Origin of the sequence: Aestuariibaculum lutulentum (assembly GCF_032926325.1) — a bacterium.
GTDB classification, from domain to species: Bacteria; Bacteroidota; Bacteroidia; order Flavobacteriales; family Flavobacteriaceae; genus Aestuariibaculum; species Aestuariibaculum lutulentum.
Window position 1 is genome coordinate 3,698,098 of the sequence record NZ_CP136709.1, and the last position, 19,276, is coordinate 3,717,373.

17 protein-coding genes are annotated in these 19,276 nt (G+C 35.0%); 4 read left to right on the top strand and 13 right to left on the bottom strand.

What is annotated here, in order from left to right:
• Positions 1-30 precede the first annotated feature (30 nt).
• Both R1X58_RS15720 and meaB read left to right on the top strand, forming a co-directional pair.
• A complete protein-coding gene (locus R1X58_RS15720) occupies positions 31-588 on the top strand; it encodes a DUF2911 domain-containing protein (protein WP_240573323.1) in 558 nt (185 codons plus the stop codon).
• 52 nt (positions 589-640) lie between these two features.
• Positions 641-1,723, top strand: coding sequence for a methylmalonyl Co-A mutase-associated GTPase MeaB (gene meaB / locus R1X58_RS15725; RefSeq protein WP_240573324.1), 1,083 nt, complete (start codon positions 641-643; stop codon positions 1,721-1,723).
• Here meaB and R1X58_RS15730 read toward each other — a convergent pair.
• The 7 genes from R1X58_RS15730 to mnmA form a co-directional block, all read right to left on the bottom strand.
• Positions 1,720-2,295 (bottom strand): phosphatase PAP2 family protein, encoded by a 576-nt coding sequence (locus R1X58_RS15730; protein ID WP_240573325.1) that lies wholly within the window; start codon positions 2,293-2,295, stop codon positions 1,720-1,722. The genes meaB and R1X58_RS15730 overlap by 4 nt on opposite strands.
• Before the next feature lie 100 nt (positions 2,296-2,395).
• Complete coding sequence (locus R1X58_RS15735) at positions 2,396-2,623, bottom strand: hypothetical protein (RefSeq protein WP_240573326.1); 228 nt, start codon at positions 2,621-2,623, stop codon at positions 2,396-2,398.
• A gap of 9 nt (positions 2,624-2,632) precedes the next feature.
• Positions 2,633-4,009, bottom strand: coding sequence for an MATE family efflux transporter (locus R1X58_RS15740; RefSeq protein WP_240573327.1), 1,377 nt, complete (start codon positions 4,007-4,009; stop codon positions 2,633-2,635).
• Positions 4,010-4,302: 293 nt separating this feature from the next.
• Positions 4,303-4,950 carry an outer membrane beta-barrel protein gene (locus R1X58_RS15745; RefSeq protein WP_240573328.1) on the bottom strand — a complete coding sequence of 216 codons (648 nt, stop codon included), beginning with the start codon at positions 4,948-4,950 and terminating at the stop codon, positions 4,303-4,305.
• 132 nt (positions 4,951-5,082) lie between these two features.
• Complete coding sequence (locus R1X58_RS15750; protein ID WP_240573329.1) at positions 5,083-6,024, bottom strand: NAD(P)H-dependent flavin oxidoreductase; 942 nt, start codon at positions 6,022-6,024, stop codon at positions 5,083-5,085.
• Positions 6,024-7,628, bottom strand: coding sequence for a S8 family serine peptidase (locus R1X58_RS15755; protein ID WP_240573330.1), 1,605 nt, complete (start codon positions 7,626-7,628; stop codon positions 6,024-6,026). Before R1X58_RS15755 ends, R1X58_RS15750 begins: the two co-directional genes overlap by 1 nt.
• A gap of 26 nt (positions 7,629-7,654) precedes the next feature.
• A complete protein-coding gene (mnmA, locus tag R1X58_RS15760; RefSeq protein WP_240573331.1) occupies positions 7,655-8,842 on the bottom strand; it encodes a tRNA 2-thiouridine(34) synthase MnmA in 1,188 nt (395 codons plus the stop codon).
• Between the two features lie 236 nt (positions 8,843-9,078).
• Between mnmA and R1X58_RS15765 the strand changes: the two genes are divergently transcribed.
• Positions 9,079-10,053: a fasciclin domain-containing protein gene (locus tag R1X58_RS15765; RefSeq protein WP_240573332.1), complete on the top strand. Its 975-nt coding sequence runs from the start codon at positions 9,079-9,081 to the stop codon at positions 10,051-10,053.
• 78 nt (positions 10,054-10,131) lie between these two features.
• Here the strand turns inward: R1X58_RS15765 and R1X58_RS15770 are convergent, their stop codons facing one another.
• The 3 genes from R1X58_RS15770 to R1X58_RS15780 form a co-directional block, all read right to left on the bottom strand.
• Positions 10,132-10,803, bottom strand: a complete 672-nt coding sequence (locus R1X58_RS15770; RefSeq protein WP_240573333.1) for a toxin-antitoxin system YwqK family antitoxin — start codon at positions 10,801-10,803, stop codon at positions 10,132-10,134.
• Between the two features lie 138 nt (positions 10,804-10,941).
• Positions 10,942-12,837: a membrane protein insertase YidC gene (gene yidC, locus R1X58_RS15775; RefSeq protein WP_240573334.1), complete on the bottom strand. Its 1,896-nt coding sequence runs from the start codon at positions 12,835-12,837 to the stop codon at positions 10,942-10,944.
• A gap of 78 nt (positions 12,838-12,915) precedes the next feature.
• Positions 12,916-14,556 (bottom strand): CTP synthase, encoded by a 1,641-nt coding sequence (locus R1X58_RS15780; RefSeq protein ID WP_240573335.1) that lies wholly within the window; start codon positions 14,554-14,556, stop codon positions 12,916-12,918.
• Between the two features lie 314 nt (positions 14,557-14,870).
• Between R1X58_RS15780 and R1X58_RS15785 the strand changes: the two genes are divergently transcribed.
• The gene (locus R1X58_RS15785; RefSeq protein ID WP_240573336.1) at positions 14,871-15,266 is read left to right on the top strand and encodes a hypothetical protein; all 396 of its coding nucleotides are present in this window, start codon (positions 14,871-14,873) and stop codon (positions 15,264-15,266) included.
• On the opposite strand, the gene R1X58_RS15790 is transcribed toward R1X58_RS15785, so the two are convergent.
• The 3 genes from R1X58_RS15790 to guaA form a co-directional block, all read right to left on the bottom strand.
• Positions 15,256-15,486, bottom strand: a complete 231-nt coding sequence (locus tag R1X58_RS15790; protein ID WP_188222363.1) for a DUF3820 family protein — start codon at positions 15,484-15,486, stop codon at positions 15,256-15,258. The genes R1X58_RS15785 and R1X58_RS15790 overlap by 11 nt on opposite strands.
• A 17-nt stretch (positions 15,487-15,503) precedes the next feature.
• On the bottom strand, positions 15,504-17,426 hold the full coding sequence (locus R1X58_RS15795; RefSeq protein ID WP_240573337.1) for a PBP1 and LysM peptidoglycan-binding domain-containing protein: 1,923 nt from the start codon (positions 17,424-17,426) through the stop codon (positions 15,504-15,506).
• Between the two features lie 276 nt (positions 17,427-17,702).
• Entirely contained in the window at positions 17,703-19,238 is a 1,536-nt protein-coding gene (guaA, locus tag R1X58_RS15800; RefSeq protein ID WP_240573338.1) for a glutamine-hydrolyzing GMP synthase, read from the bottom strand.
• Positions 19,239-19,276 lie beyond the last annotated feature (38 nt).

The window sequence follows — 19,276 nt, forward strand, 5'->3', positions numbered from 1 at the left end:
TATATTTGATTTTCAAATACTATATATTTCATGAACACCTTTTTAAAGCGCGTCCTAATTCTCTTTTCTGTTATAGCCCTGGGTTTACTTCTGTATACCGTATTTGTTGAAAATATTTTCGCTAAAAGACTGAGTCCTAAAGATACTGTAGAATTTAAACTTAACGATTTAAAATTAGAAGTGTTTTACAACAGACCCTATAAAAAAGGGCGTGAAATTTTTGGTGCCTTAGTGCCTTACAATCAGGTTTGGCGTACAGGTGCGAACGAAGCAACCACCTTTGAAACCAACACAGCACTACATGTTGATGGTTTTTCATTACCCGCGGGTAAATACACTTTATGGACTGTACCAAAGGACACGATTTGGACTGTTATCTTCAACTCAAAACAATATTCCTGGGGTGTCAATTCTGAAATGAAACCCATGTGGGATCCTAATTACGATGTAGTGAATATCGATGTACCTGTAAAAAATATTGATTCAGTAGTAGAACAATTCACAATTGCCTTCGATAATTCTACTGATAATCTTTTTTTAACTATGGCCTGGGATGATGTAAAAATTCAGGTGCCTTTAAAAGAATAATCTACCTGAAATTAGTTACCTTTTTGTAACTTATACCTTAATTATTTCAATTTTGGTAAAACATAAAACATCTGCGTTACAGGAAAGTCAAGGGATTTCAAATTCTGAAATTACCAATGCTTCTTCTGTTGCCAAAATTAAAAGTAACCGAAAAGTCATTCCCGATATTGAGCATTTAGTTACCGGTATTTTAAATAAAGATACTGCAGCTTTAAGCCGTGGTATCACCCTTATTGAGAGCACCAATCCTGAACATTCTCAAAAAGCTAATAAACTTTTAAAAGCCTGTTTGCCTCACGCTAATAATTCAATTAGAATAGGTATTACAGGAGTTCCTGGCGTTGGTAAAAGTACATTTATTGAAGCCTTTGGCTCATTTCTAACCTCTATTGGCAAACGTGTTGCCGTTCTGGCTATAGACCCAAGCAGCAGCATATCAAAAGGAAGCATTTTAGGCGATAAAACTCGCATGGAAGTTTTGGTAAAAGATAAAAACGCTTTTATTAGACCTTCGGCTGCCAGTGACACTTTAGGCGGTGTTGCCAGAAAAACCAGAGAAAGTATCATACTTTGTGAAGCTGCCGGCTTCGATATTATTTTAATTGAAACCGTGGGTGTGGGACAAAGTGAAACTGCCGTACATAGTATGGTCGACTTCTTTCTGTTACTGCAACTTACCGGTGCTGGTGATGAATTACAAGGTATTAAACGCGGTATTATTGAAATGGCCGATGCCATTGTAATTAATAAAGCTGATGGATCTAATATAAACTTAGCAAAAGCAACAGTTTCAGATTTAAAAAAGATACTTCATCTGTATAACGAAAAATCTTCTGGATGGATACCGAAAGTAAGTAGCTGTAGTTCTATTGAAAATAAAGGCATCAGTGACATCTGGAATATTATTCAGGAATACATCCAAATAACAACCAAAAACCAATACTTCAGTACAAAAAGAAACGAACAGAATAGATTCTGGCTTTTAGAAACCATAAAGAATGAATTAACCCATACGTTTTTTAATAACGAAACCGTAAAAACAGAATTAAACAACCAATTAAAGCTTATAGAGCAAAATAAAACAACGCCGTTTGCCGCTGCTGAATATATCTTGAATATTAAGACTAAAAATTAGTTTTCAGTCTTACCAAAACGCTTCAGTAAATAAAGTGACAATTTATAAAACATAAATCCTGAAATGGCTCCAAAGGTTAATCCGCAAATAAGATCTAACGGATAATGTACGCCCACGTAAATTCTACTATAAGCCACAATAGCACTCCAGAATAAAAGAATAAAAATTAAATTTTTGTAATACGTTCTAAGCATCAACCCTGCAAAAATAGCAGCAGCCATAGAATTTGAAGCATGCCCCGAGAAGAACCCATACTTTCCGCATCGCTCGGCTATAAATCGCATTTGATCCATAACACCATCAGCGCGACAAGGTCTAGGCCTTTCAAACGTACGCTTAAATAAGTTCGTTACCTGATCGGTAAACGTAATCATTAAAGCAATAACCACAACAAAGATTAATAACGAGCGTAAACCAAACTTTTTATACAACAAATACAATAAAATAGCATACAACGGCACAAAGGTTAGTTTTGCCGTAATCGCCAGCCATAATCCATCCCAGGCCGGTGTTCCTAAATTGTTTAAATATAAAAATAGCTCAGTATCTAATTGTATAAGTTTGTCGATCATTAAAGTGTATTTGGGCGTTACCAATGCTTCACATTCGTCAGGCTATTCGCTTAATCTTTACTTAAAAAAGTAAAGGATATCGCTATTATCCTTAACGCAATTATTCTTCGTATTTAGCAATTTCATTATCGTAAAACTCGGTTGCTAATTTAATAGCGTTCTCTGTTTCAACTTCTAATTCTTTTTGATCTTCTTCATCAAATTCCTCGAACCACTCTACTTCGTCATTCTCAAGATTAATAATAAATCTAGGAAATTCGGTATGAATTACAAAAATAGCATTTGGATATTCTGTATTATCGCCAAGTATAAATTTTGGTAGTGACATGGTGTGTTTTTAGTTATTAGACAAAATTAATCTTTTCGTTAAATAATTGAATCGAATATATAATAAAATAGCTGCAGTAGTTAATCCGGCAAGTAAGCCCAGCCAGATTCCAAAGCTACCATAAGCGTCTTCTTTACCTAAATACCAGCTAATTGGAAAACCGACTAACCAATACGAAATAAAAGTAATAATAGTTGGTATTTTAACATCCTGCAAACCGCGTAATGCGCCCAGGAAAATAACCTGAACACTATCGCTAATTTGAAATATCGCAGCTGCAATTAATAATTTTGAAGCTATGGAAACCACTTCGGTATTATCGGCAAGATTTTTTACATCATCAAAATCAACGTATAATTTTGGTAAATGGTTATGCAAAGCAAAAAACATCAACCCAAAACACATAGCTAAAATACTTCCTAGTAAGAAAATTGAAAAAGCGATACGACGTAAATCGATATACTGTTTTAATCCTTTTTGGTTTCCTACCCTAATCATGGCCGCCACACTTAATCCAGTCGCCACCATAAAGGTCATAGACGACAGGTTTAAAGCCACCTGATTGGCGGCCTGCGGATTTTTTCCTAATAAACCACTCAACCAGATGGCTGCCGTAAATATGGCCACTTCAAAAAACATTTGCATGGCACTGGGTGCACCAAGGTTTAATAGTTTTTTCAGTTCTAGCTTATGTAAAACAAATAATTTAATCTGGGTAACGTAACCTTTAGATTTGTTATTTCGCTTTAACAACATATAGATGTAAGCCACCATGACGAATCTGGAAATTAAGGTTCCATAGGCTGCTCCTACAATGCCTAATTCAGGGAAACCAAATTTTCCAAAAATCAATAGATAATTCAGAAGCACATTCACCAAATTGGCTAAAATGGTTGCGTACATTGGGTAACGCGTCATCGACAAACCATCGCTGAATTGTTTAAATCCTTGAAATATAATTAAAGGAATAAGTGAAAACGCCACCAAATCCAGATATGGAATAGCCAATTCTACAACCTCGACTGGTTGTTTCATAAGATACATTAGTGGCTTGGCTAAAAGGAGAAACAAAAACAATAATACCCCAATAACCGTACATAAAAACAAACCGTGCTTAAAAAACGATTTTCCTTCGTCAAAATTTTTAGCTGCATCGGCTTCGGCTATTAAAGGTGTTATAGCCGTTGAAAAACCAATACCCAAAGACATGGCTATGAACATAAAACTATTACCAAGAGAAACAGCAGCAAGCTCCGCCGTTCCTAACTGCCCAACCATAACGTTATCGATAAAACTTACAAAGGTATGCCCGAGCATACCCAACATTACAGGCGCAGCCAACATCCAGTTATATTTAAACTCTTTAGTGTAGTCTTTTAATTGCATGCTGCAAAAATACTCTTTAAGATTAGGATGGACTAACTTTTAAATATGATTTTCACAAAGGTCATTTCTTAACATTTGTTAATAACTTACAGTGATTTTATTTCCATTAAACCTCTGTTATTTCGTAAATTAGCACCTCCTTAACAGGAACCTCTCACTTAAGAATTTACAGCATATTGAAACATTTAGCTTTTATTTTTATTGGGATTTAAAAAATTTAATACTTCACGTTTCAATATATTAAAGGGAAACTTTCGTTTCCCTTTTTTATTTTATTCAAATTGAATCCAGCTTTAGAAAAAATAATAAATCCCGAATTGGATATTTGATGAACTTAATGAAAAACTAAATGATTCACTTTTGTATTCATCTAGATTATCAGAAGTATAGTTATATTCTCGTTTTGAACATGAATACCCCAATGCCCCTATTTTTGCTTTTAATGCGAACTTTGGATTTAAAAAATAGGTGAAACCTGGCTGTAATCCAACAAATAAAGAGCTTTCTCTGTCCTTACTTAACTCTCCGTTTTCATTTTCAGAACGAATATAATTTTTGGTATAACTCACACCAAATTGTGAATCAAACAATAATGTTTTACTTAAAGAAAAGTACTTTCTTACAAATGGTGAAACGGAATAACTATTAGAATAATTATGATACATATTGTTTTGGTGTTCGTAGTGATAATAACCATACCCCAGACCTAATCCAAGTTCCCAATTATCGCTAATAAAGTAGCCCAGTTTTGGACTTATGGTGAAACCAAAACTTTCTCGATTAGGAATGAAGCTCTCAGGTTCCTTCGATTTAAACTTAGTAAGAGACACATTACCTCCTATATTCCACAACCCTTTTTTAATGACAAATGGTTCCTCTTTCTCTTGTGAAAAGGTTAAACCATAAACCAGTAAACTTGCAATAAACAGTAATTTTTTCATTGTTATGTTTTTAATGTTAAGCCTATTTGGAATCAAATATGAGTCCAACAGCTTATTTTTAACAACAACAAATTGTTACGTATTTATTTACAAATCGTAAATTAAAGAAGTAATTTTAACACAAGATTCAAATTAATAACTAGTAATCAATTTTTTAGCTTCTTCAAATTCTGAAACAATATCGTTTACAATAGTAGCGACAGGTTTTATATCATGAATGAGTCCGGCGATTTGACCAATTTCCAGCTCGCCTTCTTCCAAATCGCCTTCAAACATGCCACGTTTGGCTCTGGCACGCCCTAACAAGATTTTTAAATCTTCAACCGATGGAGATTGTTTATATAGAGCTTCAATATCATTAAAAAACTTGTTCTTTATTAATCGTACAGGCGCGAGTTCTTTCAAAGTTAGCTGGGTATCGCCTTCTTTAGCATCAACTACCAATTGCTTGAATGCCTGATGTGCAGAGCTTTCTTCGCTGGCTACAAAACGACTTCCTACCTGAACGCCATCGGCTCCCAAAATCATAGCTGCTAACATGGCTTTTCCTGTGGCAATACCACCTGCCGCAATCAAAGGAATCTGTATTCGTTCTTTAACCATAGGAATCAACGTAAGTGTTGTAGTTTCATCTCTACCATTATGCCCACCGGCTTCAAAACCTTCCGCTACAATAGCATCCACTCCAGCGTCTTGCGCTTTTAAAGCGAACTTCACGCTACTTACCACGTGCACAACAGTAATGCCTCGTTCCTGTAACCAGGATGTCCATGTTTTTGGATTCCCTGCTGAAGTGAAAACAATTTTCACACCTTCTTCTACAATAATATTCATGAGCTCTTCTATGTTTGAATACAACATAGGAACATTCACTCCGAATGGTTTATCTGTGGCTTGCTTGCATTTTTGGATATGCTCACGCAAAACATCCGGATACATGGAGCCTGCCCCGATTAAACCTAAAATACCTGCGTTACTGGCTGATGAAGCCAATCGCCAGCCACTATTCCATACCATACCCGCCTGAATAATAGGATACTTAATCTGAAATAATTCAGTAATTCTATTCGACATTATTGTTTGATTATTTTAAGTGTGATGCTTTTTTCTACTCCTTTTACTTTCATAACATAAAGTCCTTTTGACAATGGAGAGACATCGATTTGATTTTTATTTGAAGATGCCGTTGTTTCTAATACCAGCTTACCTAATACATCATAAAACGACACGGCAAAATCATAATTCATAATAGGCAACTGAAGATAAAGCATATTTCTCACTGGGTTAGGAAAAACCTTTATAGGATTAATATCTTCTTTACGAACCGATAAGACTTTATTCAACGTGGCATACAAATCCGGAATACCATAACCGTACTGATAATCTGGAGAGTTATACTTCGACGCCGATTCGCGAACCAACTGCATAATTTCGGTATTGGTTTTATTGGGTAACGCCTGCCATAAACACGTTAAACCACCTGCTAAAATGGGCGAACTAAAAGAGGTGCCATTTGCACTTGCCAGGACATTATTTTCTGTAATAACAGCACTACCCTGCCCTTGGGCTACAACATCGGGCTTTTGAGTCGGTTGTATAGAACTCCCAACCGAACTAAACGTAGCATAAGTTCCAGCGCTATTTACCGCCCCTACTGTAAAAACACCCGCGGCATCAGCCGGTGCATTCAATCCTGCAGAACCTTCATTTCCTGCCGAATTCACTAACATCATTCCCTTTTCAAAAGCAATATTAGCACCTTTAGTAATGTAGATTGTTTGTCCGTCGTAATCTGTTGTGGCATAATTGTAATTTGCATTATCATAAAAGGCGCCATAACCTAATGAGGTGTTAATGACATCGACCCCCAAACTATCGGCGCGCTCTGCAGCTTCAACCCAGTAACTTTCCTCAACAGGGTTTTCATTGGGTCCATCTTCAGTAATAAACAAATAATAAGACGCATCGGGCGCCGTACCTACATAGCTATTTTCTATGAAGCCAGCCATAGTGCTTAATACCAATGTACCATGGTTTTCTGTAGAATTATACACATCATCACTACGATTTACAAAATCGTAAGTTCCCAAAATACCATTCGCATTTCTTAATCGCTGAAAACCGCCAATCGAATTTACACCTGGAAATCCGGCATCCATAACGGCTATGGTCATTCCTGTTCCGGTATAATCTGCCAAATGCAAATCGTCGGTATTAATCATATTGACCTGGTTGGCAGAATTTCCATAAACAAAAGTGGTATTAACCGACTCTAACTTAATCGCTGTTTTTTGTTTGGCCTGTTTAGAAGCATTTAAACTTTTATCGGCAAAATCGATATAATCAACAAAAGCATAATTAGATTTTAAATTCGAAATATCGGTTTGAGTTCCACGAACATGAACAGCATTTAACCACTTAGATTTGGCCATAACCGTAATTCCTGTGGCTGTTTTAAGATTGCTAATATAGGTTTCATTTACCGGCACGTCGCGTTCATCAATAGCTACTCCATGTTTGTTTTTTCTATCGATTGCTTTTTGAGTAAGAATAGAAATTGGATTGTCTAAACTAGCCTGAACATTAGCTTTATCAGTCAAGTAAACCCACGCATCCTGCTGTGCTAATAAAGGAAATGAATAGACGAACAGCAAGAAGAATAGTAGGTAGTTTTTCATTGTAGCAGTAATTTAGTTACTGCAATTTACGAAATTACCCCAGAACCTACTAACTCATCATTTAAATACCAAGCAGCAAATTGACCTTCTGTTATTGCCGACTGAAACTCTTCAAACTCGACATACAAGCCACTATTTACTTTATGCAAAATAGCTTTTTGGAGAGGCTGTCTGTAACGAATTCGTGCCATGACTTCCATGGTTTCATCGGTTTCTAAAGCTAAATCTGTTCGAATCCAGTGAAGTTCTTCATTTGTAATAAATAAGGCTTTTTTAAGTAATCCTGGATGTTCCTTTCCCTGACCAGTATAGATTACATTCTCTTGTACATCGGTATCTATCACAAACAAAGGTTCTACTGTACCACCAACGCCTAAACCTTTACGCTGACCTTTAGTGAAATAATGAGCCCCTTGATGCTTTCCAACTACTTTTCCGTAGTCTATTTTATAATCTATTTTACGAGACAAGTATTCAAGCTTTTCTTCCTCCGATTGGAACTCTGGTGCTTCTCCATTAAAAATAGTTTGCTCTTTTGGCACTTCAACAATAATTCCTTCTTTAGGTTTTAATTGTTGCTGAAGAAAATCTGGCAGCTTCACCTTACCTATAAAACATAATCCTTGAGAATCTTTCTTTTCGGCGGTTACCAAATCTAATTTTGTAGCAATTTCTCTTACCTGAGGTTTAGTTAATTCTCCAATCGGAAATAGCGACTTAGCCAATTGCTCCTGAGATAACTGACATAAGAAATACGACTGATCTTTATTATTGTCTACCCCAGCTAGAAGCTGATAAACTTCCTTCCCGTCCTTTTCAATAGTTCCCTTTCTACAATAATGTCCTGTTGCCACATAATCTGCACCAAGCCCCAAAGCGATATCCATAAAGACATCGAATTTAATTTCACGGTTACACAAGACATCCGGATTTGGCGTACGGCCTTTTTCATACTCCTGAAACATATAATCGACAATACGTTCTTTGTACTGCTCGCTTAAATCGACCGTTTGAAAAGGAATACCTAATTTCTCTGCCACCAACATGGCGTCGTTACTATCGTCTAACCAAGGACATTCATTTGAAATCGTTACAGAATCGTCGTGCCAGTTCTTCATAAACAAGCCAATAACTTCATAGCCCTGCTCCTGTAACAAATACGCAGCAACACTTGAATCCACACCACCTGAAAGTCCTATGATAACTCGTTTCATCAATCCTAAAATTTCTTTTTATAAATTACACTTAGTACGTATAGTACGATTTCATTTTCTAGAAATGAGGGCACAAAGATACGTATTATTATCAATTTTACGGACACATAAAAAGACATAAGTCTGAATAGGAAATATAATTTTGTTTAATATTTAAACAAAAAAGTTAAACTAGATTAATATTTTTTGTTTAATCTTTTATTATATTTGTTAAACAAATTAAAATCCTGACGAAAATGAAAAATTTAAAATTCTTAAAAGTACTTATGTTATTAATGACTGTTGTTGTATTTTCATCGTGTAGTGATGACGATGATGACAAAATACAAGAGCCATTAAACATTGTTGAAATTGCTCAAGCCTCTCCAGAATTAAGTCTTCTGGTAGAAGCTGTTGTAAAAGCCGATTTAGTAGATGCGCTCTCTGCAGCTGGCGACAAAACAGTTCTGGCTCCTACCAACACCGCATTCTCTGCGTTTTTATCAGCCAAAGGCTTTGCTTCTTTAGATGCAGTACCTACAGCCGCTCTGACACAAATTTTACTAAATCACGTTATTGGCGGTTCTAATATTATGTCGTCTGACCTAATTGGAAATATGGGCTACACAAATACTTTGGCCGACGGTCCAAACAGTACAAAACTGAGTCTATATTACAACGGAACTTCAGGAGTGATGTTTAACGGGAGCTCATCGGTTACTATTCCAGACATTGAAGCATCTAATGGAATTATACACGTGGTAGATGCTGTTATTGATTTACCAACCATAGCTACGTTTGCAACTTCTAATACGGCATTATCGACTCTTGTTGATGTTTTGGCTTACGCCGATTCAGGAGACCCAACGGTTCCTTACATTGATACGGTTTCAGATGCAACTGCCGGACCATTTACTGTTTTTGCGCCTACCAACGATGCCTTTGTATCCTTATTAACAGAATTAAATGCAACCGCTTTAACTGATATTTCAACCAGTACAGTAGACGCTGTATTACTGCACCATATTGTAAATGCAAATGTACAATCGTCGCAATTGGCTAGTGGAACTGTTTCAACACTTGGAGGCGATATTACAGCCGATGTTTCAGCTTTTACATTAACCGATGCTAACGGTCGTGTAAGTAATATTATAACTAGTCTAGTTGATATTCAAGCAACAAACGGTGTTGTTCATGTTATTGATAAAGTAATTTTACCCGCTTTAAACTAAGCAAATTGATTGATAGATGATGATAATCTTAGTATTATCTAAAAAGACCTTCTTAGCTAACTAAGGAGGTCTTTAATTTTAATCGAAATTTTTCTGTTCTTTTAAAGCGCCGTTTTCATAATACTTCCAAACTCCAGATTTTTGTCCGTTTTTAAACTGCCCTTCTACTTCCGGTGTACCATCTAAAAAATAAACCACATAGGCCCCGTGCATTTCACCATTAAGATAATTAGCCCGATTAATTAATTTATTATTTTCTGAATACGATAAAGACTCTCCATCAAGTTTACCAGCTTTATACATTTGCTTTTCAGCCATAATTCCATTATTATAATACACAACACGTTCACCGTCTAACTCGCCTTTTGTATTATAATGCTCCAGAATTAAAAGCTTATCGTTATTTTTTTGATAATACTTCCATTCACCTATGTACAGTTTACCATCCATTTTACCTTCACTAATCACTTTACCTGTAGAGGCATAAAAAATAACTTCGGCTATATTATTCTGTGGGTTGAATTGTTTGGTAGCGGTTAAAACAGCTTTATTCCTAATATTTTTATAAAATTTAAAAAGCCCTGTTTCCTTTCCGTGGGTAAACTCACCTTCGTAACGCAAAATATCGGTTCCATCAAAATTTTTCTTCCAGATACCATCGCGTTTACCGTTAGCATCTAATTGATTTATGCTTTGCGCAGAAACGACAGACGACAGGAGAAGACCTAAACCAAAGTGTAATAATTTCATAGTTGTAATTTTTATTATAATAGATTTTGGGGTTATTGAAATAACTACAAAACAACGAAAGTATTGTTTTTATACCTATAATAAAACAAAAAAGCTGCCATAAAATTATGACAGCTTTTTTAATATAATTGAAACTAATTATTTGCGTTTTTGTTGCATTTGCTTTTGTTTTTCAGCTTCTTCCATCATTTGTTTCATTTTTTGCTGAAAACGACTTTCTTTCTTAGGCTTTTTCTTTTTCTCCTGCATCTCTGCATGTATTTTATCTTCGTCAAGAATAAAATTCTTAATCACTAAGATAATTCCGATACTGATTAAGTTAGAAATAAAGTAATACAAACTTAATCCTGATGCATAGTTATTAAAGAAGAATAACATCATGATTGGTGAGAAATACATCATATATTTCATCATTTTACCCATATCTGGCATGCCTTCCTGCTGTGGTTGTGTTGCCACTTGCTGTCCTGTTGTTAAACGCATATAGAAGAAAATGGCTATAGACGCTAATAACGGGAATAAACTTACGTGATCACCGTAGAATGGAATCTTAAATGGTAATTCTGCAATAGTATCGTAAGACGATAAATCCTCTGCCCAAAGGAAGCTTTTTTGACGTAAATCGAAAGCCGATGGGAAGAACTGGAATAACGCATAGAATACAGGTAACTGAATTAATGCCGGTAAACATCCTGCCATTGGGCTCGCGCCTGCCTTAGTTTGTAACGCTAAGGTTTCTTGTTGCGCTTTCATTTTATTGTCTTTGTACTTCTCACGAATCGCATCTAATTCCGGCTTTAAAATTTTCATTTTTGCCTGAGACAAGAATTGCTTGTATTGTACAAACGACATTAATAATTTAATAGAAATCGTCATTACGATAATAGCAATACCGTATGGTAAGAAGCCACTTAAAAATGCGAAGAACGGAATAAATAAGTAACGGTTAATCCAACCGAAAATACCCCATCCAAGCGGTACGATTTCATCTAAATTTCTGTCGTATTTGTTTAATATTTTATAATCTGTTGGTCCGTAATACCAATCCATCGACTGACTTAACTCGCCACCTTTAAGTTCTAAAGGCATTTTAGCTGTAAAGGCTTTGGTGTAAACCGTATCAATATCTTCGTCTTGTACTAAATTACGAGACTCCAGACTTGCTGTTTTAATAGGTTCCTCTGACAATAAAACAGAAGTAAAGAAGTGTTGTTTAAACGCTACATAAGTTAAATCTTCAGCGGTATCATCACTTAATTCACGTTGACCTAAATAATTGTCTTTACCGTCTTCGTACTCATAAACCACCTCTGTATATCTGTTTTCATAAGAAATACTTTTAGCATGACGGTAGGTTTTTAAATTCCAGTCTAGGTTAATGTCTTGCGAACTGTTAATGATTTCACTTAATCCTTGAGAACGAATGGTGAAATTCATCATATAATCACCTTCTTTTAACTCATAACGGTATTCTAAAAACTTAGATTCTGATACTTTAAGTTTCATAGAAACCACCGTAACATCACCATTTTTAGTAATGCTTGGTGCAAAAAGTAAATCTTTGGTGTTTAATATTCTACTATCGGTTGTTCCGAAATTGATATTAAAAGATGCGTTGTTATCTTTTATTAAATAGATAGGATTTCCTTTGAAATCTACAAACTCCTTTAATCTAACTTCTGAAAGATATCCGCCTTTGTTACTGAATTTTAAAGCTAATAAATCGCTTTCAACTAAAGTTTCTTCATTAGAAGTGTTAGATGCTGAATAAGCGAAAGCACCTAATTTATTTTTTAATGCTATTAACTTTAAAGAATCTGAAGCTGATGTTGCTGAAAAATCTTCGGCCGCTTCAACAAATGAAGCTTCCTTTTCTTTAGCTTTCTTCTCAGCTGCTACCTGTTCTTGCTTTGCTTTTTCCTGTGCTTCAAGTTCTTCAGGCGTTGGCTGGTTTTTCCAAAGCATGAACATTAAAATTCCGAAAATAAGTATAAAACCTATTACCGAATTAAGATCTAATTTTTTTTCTTCCATGAATTCTGATTGTATCTAGTCTAATATTAAGAATGTTGGTCTTTCAACCAACATTCTATAGCAATAAGCTAACCAATATTATTTTTGTGCCATTCTGGCACTTGATGTCTTCTTTTTATGGTTTAAAGCCGCTTTTACAAATCCTACGAATAATGGGTGTGGATTTGCAACGGTACTTTTATATTCCGGGTGGTATTGAACACCAACAAACCAAGGGTGAGTCGGGATTTCAACGATTTCTACCAATCCGGTTTCAGGGTTTAATCCTGTTGCTTTCATACCTGCGTCTTCAATGGCTTGTTTGTATTTACCATTGAACTCATAACGGTGACGGTGACGCTCTGAAATGTGTTCAGATTTGTAAATATCGCGAACGATACTTCCTAATTTTAAATCACAATCCCAAGCTCCTAAACGCATCGTTCCTCCTTTATCGGTAATGGTTTTTTGATCTTCCATTAAGTCGATAACCGGGTTTGTTGTGTTAGGATTCATTTCAGTAGAATCGGCATCTTTTAAACCAAGTACATTTCTTGAGAACTCGATAACAGCCATTTGCATACCTAAACAAATACCAAAGTAAGGCACATTGTTTTCACGTACATACTGAACCGCATCAATTTTACCTTCAATACCACGCTCACCAAAACCTGGTGCTACAAGGATACCATCTAAATGACCTAATTTAATATCTACGTTATCTTTATTAATGTATTCTGAGTGTACTGACTCTACATTGACTTTTACTTCGTTAGCAGCACCTGCGTGGATGAAAGCTTCTAAAATAGATTTATAAGAATCCTGTAACTCTACGTATTTTCCAATTAAACCAATAGTAATCTCGGTTTTTGGATTTTTAAGACGTGTTAAGAACTCATTCCATTTAGAAATATCTGGTGTTGTAGATGCTAAACCTAATTTTTTAAGAACCACTTTATCTAAGCCTTCTTTCAACATTAAATTAGGTACATCGTAAATTGTTGAAGCATCAATAGATTGAATTACAGCTTCTTCTCTAACATTACAGAATAATGCCAGTTTACGACGAATATCTGATGGTAAATCATGCTCTGTTCTACATACTAAAACATCGGCCTGTACTCCACTTTCCATCAATGTTTTTACACTGTGTTGTGTAGGTTTGGTTTTTAACTCACCAGCAGCCGCTAAATATGGTACTAAAGTTAAATGAATAACAATACCATTATCTTCACCTAAATCCCAACGTAACTGACGAACAGCTTCTACGTATGGTAAAGACTCGATGTCACCAACAGTACCACCGATTTCTGTAATAATAATATCGTAATCTCCAGATTTTCCTAAAATCTGAATACGTTCTTTAATTTCATCGGTAATATGAGGAACAACCTGAACTGTTTTCCCTAAAAACTCGCCACGACGTTCTTTTTGAATCACACTTTGGTAAATTCTACCTGTAGTAACGTTGTTAGCCTGGCTGGTAGGTACGTTTAAAAAACGCTCGTAGTGACCTAAATCTAAGTCAGTCTCAGCACCATCTTCCGTAACATAACACTCACCGTGTTCGTATGGGTTTAAGGTTCCTGGATCTACGTTAATGTATGGATCTAATTTTTGAATGGTTACCCTGTATCCTTGGGCCTGTAATAGCTTTGCAAGAGATGCTGCTATAATTCCTTTTCCTAATGATGATGTAACTCCTCCGGTTACGAAAATGTATTTTGCTGTACTTGTCATGATGCGCTTATAAACGCAGGCAAATTTACAAAATTTAAATAGTTATTACCGAATAGTTTTTTAGTTATTTAACAGCTTATTATTAACAGCATCAGGAAATCAATTTTCAGCAAACTAAAATCTGATTAAAAATTTTAAAATTCTTTAAAGGATGCTTAAAATTTGAAGTTGAAAACCATCAATTTCTCATAAATTCAAACATTACAATAACTTAACATACTTATTAGCAACGCTTTAATTTAAAAGAATTATTTTTACATAATACCTTGTAACCTACTTATAATCAAATAGGAACAACTAAAAATTCAGAAATCATGACCATTGAAAATACTGAAACCTTTTTAAAAAAGTTTGGTTATACCTTTACTCGAAATACAAATGAATTAACGGTTACTATACCCTTATCACAATCTATTACTATAGACTTTTCAAATCAGGAAACCGTTAATATCACTAATAAATTAAATGCCTGGAATTGCCTAACCGGATTTATTAAACTGGAGCTTAAACATGCTTTTATACTCAACCTAATAATAGGCGTTATAATAAGCATTGCTCTTTCGCTTTATGATTTAAAACTTGGTTTAGGTGTTTTTATAGCATGTTCGGTATGGTCTATTGTATGGGCCTTGACCTACAAAGCAAGAAGCGAACGCTTCAAGCAATTTTTGTTAAAGTGGAGTCAGCAGTACTCTAATGTTACGGTTTAGGGTACTGCTTTCTAATGTTTCGGATTAATTCTTCTAATCCGTTTAATTTTAATTCATATACCTGAGTGAGCATATCACCAAGTTTCCCTTTAGGAAAGCCTTTTTGATGATACCAAACAATATAATGCTCAGGTAAATCTATTAAGTAGCGATCTTTATACTTACCGTAAGGCATTTTGGTATGTGCCAGGTCTATTAAAAACTTGTTATCTGTAAGCATAAATCTCGTTTTATAAACTACTCTACAACTACAATATTTAAATTATCGTACTTAACCACATAAACCGCATTATTGTAATATCCGCCAACAAGTTCTTTATTATAAGCAAACTTGTTTTCAACATATTCTGTAAGTGGCGACTGGTTTACCGAAGTATATAAATTTTCTGAAGTTACTAATCGTAACACCACATCCATCGTTAAGTCGAAACCTTTTACAGCACGTTTATTAGGTGTTAAGCCATACTTCTTTTCATACGCTTTTACAAAAGAATTATTGTCACTTTCACTATAACTTTTTGCTGTTGTTGCATAATGAAAATGTAATCTGGATAATTGGTCGTTAGACACCTCGTCTCCTTCAAAAGCTTCATTGAAATTCGTTGTTACTAAAATAATTTCAATGCCTGAATTTCCATTCTTAGCTTGATTAAGAGAAGCTAAAATACTGGTTGCATTAGATGCTAAACCTTCACTTTGCGTTTCTAAAAACACATAGTTTTTTCCTGGTTTCAATACACTTTGCACATCCCCAACCATGATGTAATTGGCGTCTTTGCCTTCTTTATCTTTTCTCGAAAACACTAATCGCGCATAAGTAAATTCACTTTTCAACTCATTAGCTATCGCAGAATTTTTAGTATCAGAAATCACTACAATATTTTTATCAGCTGAGTCTGACTTAACATAATTAATGATTTTCGATTTCAATAATTTATCTGAAGGTCTTGATTGGAACACATTATCGTACAATCTTAAATCCGTTCCAATTGGCGATACAATTGGTGTATTATATTGTTTTAATTCTGTTGCTGCTTTTTCAAATGTATTAGACGTTAACGGTCCGATAACAGCATCAACAGATTCAAAATCATTATTATTAATAATTCTTGCCACCTCACTTACTTCATGCTTGGTATCGTAAACATCAACTTTTAAGGAAACTCCAAGTTTTTTTAAAGAATCAACCGCCATCAATACCCCAGAATGAAAATCCAATGAAGCGTTTAAATACGGATCTTTTTTAATACTACGCTTGGTATCTGCCACAGAATCGTAATCGACACGATTTAAACGAAACGGCAACATTACTGCAATATGCTTAGTACTAAAATCTGATATTTTATTATTTAAAGCCACTGGTTTTACCTCGTTAGCAGATGCTCCATTTACCGTAGCCGAATAAGGTACTTTTAAAATCATACCTTCTTTAAGTCCGGTTTCTTTTAGTTCCGGATTTAAAGTTTCTAAAGCTTCCTGGTCTAATCCTAACTTTATATTTAATCGGTAAAAGCCTTCCTTTGGTAAAACTTTATAATAACTGTATTGTTCATCTACCGATTTCTGGTCCTTATTTTCAATATTCGGTACATAAACCTGCTGACCTACCTGAAGCGAATCGCCTAAATTAGGGTTCAACTCTTCAAATTCTTTTAAAGTGATACCAAATTTATATGCTACTCGCCATTTTCCTTCTTTTGGTTGAACGATATACGTTGTTACAGCATCGCTTTCTTTTGTTTTTCGTGTTACTTTATATACCGGTATTTGAAGTTTATCACCCTTTCGTAAAGGCTCGGCATATAAAAACTTGTTGTGCTTTTTTATGTCTTCTTCAGATACTTCATATTCTTTAGCCAAGCTATACAAAGTCTCTTTTTTACCAACACGGTGCGGTTTAAACCCTACCAACTCTTTAGTTTCCGCAACCTCTGGTTTATTGGCTTTAGAAATTGGTATAATTAATATCGTATTAGGTTTTAATTCCTTTTTAGCATCAGGATTAAGCGCATAAATCTGTGACGGCGTTACATAATACTGCTTAGCAAGCGCCTCTACTGTTTCTCCCTTTTTAACCTGGTGTGTACTAAAATTTTGTGCGTTTGCCGTATTTATACCAAATAAAACTGCAAAACCTAAAACGGAAAGATGTTTAAACATTTAATCTATTTTTATTTTGTTAAGGATAGGTATACCTCTATTTAGATACACTTCTTTTCTTTTTAGTCACATATAATATGCCAAAATTGAAAACCCGTGATTAACAATATTATATAAAACTCCTATTATATACGTTTAGTATTTACAAATAAGATACCGCTAAACTAAAAATATTGTTTGTAAAAATGACAAACTACTTAAAAAATTAATGGTTTGTATCGAATTAACAAACGTAACCCAATACAAACCATTTTATTTAGTTTTACGAAATGAGAATTATTCCCACTCGATAGTTGCAGGCGGTTTTGAACTAATATCGTATACTACTCTATTAACACCTTTAACTTTATTGATAATCTCGTTTGATGTTTTTTGTAAAAACTCGTATGGTAGGTTTACCCAATCGGCAGTCATACCATCTGTACTTTCTACAGCTCTAAGCGCCACACATTTTTCATAAGTACGCTCATCGCCCATAACACCTACACTGTTTACAGGTAATAACATCGCTCCTGCTTGCCAAACTTTATCGTAAAGCCCCCATTCTTTTAATCCGTTGATGAAAATCGCATCAACTTCTTGTAATATACGTACCTTTTCAGCAGTGATATCACCTAAAATACGGATTCCCAAACCTGGTCCCGGGAATGGGTGACGACCTAATAATTCAGGATCGATACCTAAGGTTGCTCCTACACGTCTTACTTCATCTTTAAAGATAGCACGTAAAGGTTCTACGATTTTAAGTTTCATGAAATCTGGTAAACCACCTACGTTATGGTGACTTTTAATTGTAGCTGAAGGTCCTCCTGTAGCAGAAACACTTTCAATTACGTCTGGATAAATGGTTCCTTGTGCCAACCACTTTACATCGGTTAATTTATGAGCTTCGTCATCGAAAACTTCAATAAATGTTTTACCGATAGCTTTACGTTTTAACTCAGGATCTTCAAGACCTGCTAATGCTTCAAGGAAACGCTCTGAAGCATCTACTCCTTTTACATTAAGTCCCATACCTTCATATTGATTTAAAACGCTTTGAAACTCGTTTTTACGTAATAAACCGTTATTTACAAAAATACAGTATAAGTTTTTGCCTATGGCTTTATTTAAAAGTACCGCAGCTACAGTAGAATCTACTCCACCAGATAAACCAAGTACTACTTTATCATTTCCAACTTTCTCTTGAATAGCTTCAACAGTTTCATCAATAAATGAATCTGGTGTCCAATCCTGATTTACACCAGCAATATTCACTAAAAAGTTTTCTAATAATTGCTTACCATCAGTAGAATGATATACCTCTGGGTGGAATTGAATAGCATACGTTGTTTCGCCTTCAATTCTGTAAGCCGCATTAGTAACATCTTTAGTACTAGCTATTAAAACACCATTCGTTGGTAATTCTTTAATAGTATCACTGTGGCTCATCCAAACCTGACTTCCTTCATTAATTCCAGCGAAGAATTCTTCATCAGTTTTAATAAATGATAAATTAGCACGACCATATTCTCTAGTGTCTGAAGGTGCTACATTACCACCTGAAAAATGTGCTAAATACTGGGCTCCATAACAAACGGCTAACATTGGTTTCACACCTCTAATACCGTCTAAGTTTGGGTGTAAAGCGTCTTCTCCTCTTACTGAATTCGGACTACCCGAAAGGATAACCGATTTGTAAGATGCTAAATCTTCTGGAATTTTGTTGAATGGATGAATCTCGGAATAGATGTTGAGTTCTCTTACTCGACGTGCAATAAGCTGTGTGTATTGCGATCCGAAGTCTAAAATTAATACCTTATCGTGTTGCATGCGCAAAAATAATAATAGATTTTATAATGACAATTAGG